Origin of the sequence: Devosia sp., from assembly GCF_028290645.1 — a bacterium.
Taxonomy (GTDB): domain Bacteria; phylum Pseudomonadota; class Alphaproteobacteria; order Rhizobiales; family Devosiaceae; genus Devosia_A.
Map to the genome: position 1 here is coordinate 1 of NZ_JAQGJL010000004.1, position 3,463 is coordinate 3,463.

A 3,463-nucleotide genomic window follows, 5' to 3' on the forward strand; every position below is an offset into this window, starting at 1 on the left:
GCGGCACCCCGAACAGGTAGCCCTGGATCTGGTCGACCTTGGAATGGGCGGCGATCAGGTTGAGCTGTTCCTCGGTCTCGACGCCCTCGGCGGTGACGGTGAGGTTGATGTCCTTGCCGAGCTGGGCGACGTTGGTGAGCAGTTTCAGCGAGCGCGGATTCTCGGCGATGTCCATGACGAAGCTGCGGTCGATCTTGAGCTTGGTGAAGGGCAGGGCCTGCAGGTAGCTGAGCGAGGAATAGCCGGTGCCGAAATCGTCGAGCGCGATGCCGATGCCCTGCTTGGCGAGCTTGGCGAGGATCTTGGTGGCGGCGGCGCGCTCCTCGATCACGGCGGTCTCGGTGACTTCGATCTCGAGCCGGTGCGCCGCGAGCCCCGAGGTCGCGAGCGCGTTCTTCACCATCTGGGCGACGTCGGCATTGCGGAAATCGCGGGCCGAGATGTTGACCGAGACCGAGACTTCCTCGGGCCAGTTGCGGCACTCGGCGCTGGCACTGGCCAGCACCCAGCGGCTGATCTCGGAAATGAGCCCGGTCTCCTCGGCGATCGGGATGAACAGCGAGGGCGGGATCGAGCCGAGTTCCGGGTGGTGCCAGCGGGCCAGCGCCTCGCAGCTCACCACGCGCCGGGTCTTCAGGTCGACGATCGGCTGGAACACCAGCGACAGGCCGCCATCGGCGACGGTCTGCTTGAGCTCGGCCTTGAGCCGCTGGCGGTAGCGGTAGTCGGTGTCCATCTCGTCGTGGAACACCTGCGCGCGGCCCTTGCCCAGCGCCTTGGCCTTGTAGAGCGCCAGGTCCGCCTTGGTCATCAGCGCGTCGAGATCGTCGCTGCCGTCGGTGAGGGTGACGACGCCGACCGAGACATTGACCCCGAACACTTCGCCCTCGACCTCGAACGGGCCGGAAAAGCCGGCGAGAATGGCTTCGGGGTCGGTGACGGTGTCGGCGAGCTGCACGCCGCCGGAGCGATAGACCACGTATTCGTCGCCGCCCAGCCGGGCGACGAGGCTGTCCTTGCCGAGCACGCGGCTCAGCCGCTCCGAGGTCTCGATCAGGACACGGTCGCCGATCAGGTGGCCCATGGTGTCGTTGACGTGCTTGAAGTCGTCGATGTCGACGATCATCAGCATGGCCATGTCGTTGGGGCGCTTGTCGGCATGTTTGCCGTGGTGGCGGCGGCGCTCTAGATCGGCCTCGACCTGCTCGGTGAAATAGGCCCGGTTGGGCAGGCCCGTGAGCGTGTCGTAATGCGCCATGTAGTTGATGCGCTCTTCGGCCTTGACGCGCTCGGTGATGTCCTCGAACAGCAGCACGGTCTTGTCGAGGCGCGAGGAGACGGTGACTTCGCAGAACTGCCCGTCAGGCAGGCGGAGCACCACCTTGCCGCCATCGCCGGTCTCGACCGTATCCATCAGCTGGGCGGCGGAGCGCGTGGGGATGGTGCCGCGCGCGGCGGCCGTCGAGATCATCGCGGCGAACGGCCGGCCGGCCCAGTTGCCGGGCATGAAGCTCGAGAATACCAGCTCGGCGCGATCGTTGGCGACGGCGATCAGGCCGTTCTCGTCGAGCATGCAGAGGCCATGCTGCATGGTCTCGAGCGCGGTATCGAGCTCGGAGGCAAGCCGCGTCGCCTCGATGCGGCCGTGCACGGCGCGCAGCAGGATGGCGCGGATATTGGCCGAGACCTTTCTGAGCGAGACGACGAAGGCGATCAGCACCACGCTCAGGAACGCGGTGTGGATGGCGCCGTCGAACAGCATGCCGATGGCCATGCCGATCGACATCAGCAACACCTGGGTGGCGACCAGCCGGTCGATGGCGAAGTTGCGGCCGGCAACGCCGACCAGCACCGAGACGGTGACCGAGAGCGAGCTCATCTCGGCGAACGCGGTGTTCACCACGAGGAAGCTGTAGCTCATCCAGAAGCCGTAAAGCGCCGCGATGGCGGCGGCGCCGACGGTGGCACGCAGTTCCCAGCGGGTGGCGGCGGCGACGTCGTCGTCGGCGAGCCCGGCCTTCTCGAAGGCGCGCATGTCGAGGTCGCGCGCCACGCCCACCATGACGAACACGACGGCGAGGGCGAACAACACCACGGAGTGCGACTCGATCCCCGCGACCACCAGGACGACGGCCGACGATAGCGCGCCAAGCATCATGACGCGCCGGTCCGCGTAGAGCGACCGGATCATCGAGACGTAATCGACAGGCGGCAGTGACTTGTGCGCTGGCTCGAACATAGACCTCACCAAGGTTCGATGATCTTGCCCGGGCAGGCGTTAATACCGGCTTTCAGGCCGCGCTGCCGAGGCCTCTGGCAGGTCCCGGGCAGGGCCGATTGCTGCGGATGGTTTACGGTTCGTTGGCAGGCGGGGGCGCTTTGCCCCGTTGCCTCGCTAGCCGCAGGCAGAAATCAGCTGCCCGCACCCAGCTTGGCGAGCGCCGACTCGAGGGCGGCGAAGGCCTCGGGGCCTAGCTTGTCGCGATATTGCTGCTCGATCAGCCGCTTCACCCGGTTGCGCTCGGCGAAGTCGCGCAACCCCAGTTCGGTGAGCACGATGCGCTTGGCGCGCCCGTCGGCGGGATCGGGCGCGCGGCCGACCACGCCCAGCGCCTCGAGTTGATCGACCAGTTGCTGCACCGCCTGCTTGCTGAGCCCCATGCGCTCGGTGAGCACCGCCTGCGAGATGCCGGAGGGGCCCAGATGCGCCAGCACTTCGCCCGCCGCGCTCTGATGCCAGGGATAGCCGCGCGCCGCCAGTTCCGCCCGCATGCGGTGGCGCCAGTCATGCGCGGCGCGCCACAGCGCCAGCCCGATGTGATCGATGCTGGCGAGATCATTATCGTCAAGGGGCTTGACCAAATCCTGGCCTGCGGTTAGATCGTCAAGCCGCTTGACTAGCACGGCATGTCGCCGGAGGCCAGCGGGCTTGCGAAAGGACGCACAGATGATCATCAAGGACCAGGATACGCTGGCGGTGCTGCTGGTTGGCAGCACGCACTATGTCGAGATGGCGCCGGGCCAGGAGGCGGCGATCTACTATCGGACCGCCACCGACGCACTCATGGCGCTGCCCGACGGCACCCGCCGCGCCGGGACCTGGCGGCTGACCGAGACCGGCTACCATGTCGACTGGGCGGGCGGGCCGAGCGCCGGCTGGCAGATCGACGTCGAGCCGGGCCGAATCGCCTATGTCGATGCCGGCGGCATCGAGCGCGGCAGGGTGGCACGCATCGTGCCCGGCGATGCGGCGCTGCTGGCGGCGTGACGCGGGCGTGACCGGCGCCCTCGTGGCGCCGGAGCGTTTGCCACGGATCGGGCGTTTTAGGCGGAGAGACTGCCGATTCATTGCACAAGGAAAGTCCGACAATGGCCGAAAAGCTTGAGCCTGCCCCCCGCGAAGCCGCCCTCCTCAAGCTCAATGGCTGGATCTACGATCCGGCCGCCGACGCCATCAGCCACG

At 67.3% G+C, this 3,463-nt stretch carries 3 protein-coding genes; 1 reads left to right on the plus strand and 2 read right to left on the minus strand.

All coding sequences use genetic code 11. From position 1 onward, the window contains the following. On the minus strand, positions 1–2,239 hold a 2,239-nt coding region (locus JWQ89_RS00140), incomplete at its 3' end, for an EAL domain-containing protein (protein ID WP_299637352.1). Between the two features lie 173 nt (positions 2,240–2,412). Beyond that, positions 2,413–2,862 carry a MarR family transcriptional regulator gene (locus JWQ89_RS00145; RefSeq protein WP_299637353.1) on the minus strand — a complete coding sequence of 150 codons (450 nt, stop codon included), beginning with the start codon at positions 2,860–2,862 and terminating at the stop codon, positions 2,413–2,415. An 85-nt stretch (positions 2,863–2,947) separates the two neighbouring features. Between JWQ89_RS00145 and JWQ89_RS00150 the strand changes: the two genes are divergently transcribed. Then, positions 2,948–3,268 carry a hypothetical protein gene (locus JWQ89_RS00150; protein WP_299637354.1) on the plus strand — a complete coding sequence of 107 codons (321 nt, stop codon included), beginning with the start codon at positions 2,948–2,950 and terminating at the stop codon, positions 3,266–3,268. Positions 3,269–3,463: the final 195 nt, after the last annotated feature.

Coding starts and splice junctions, on each gene's coding strand:
- JWQ89_RS00150 (WP_299637354.1), top strand. CDS start 2,948: ATGATCATCAAGGACCAGGATACGCTGGCGGTGCTGCTGGTTGGCAGC.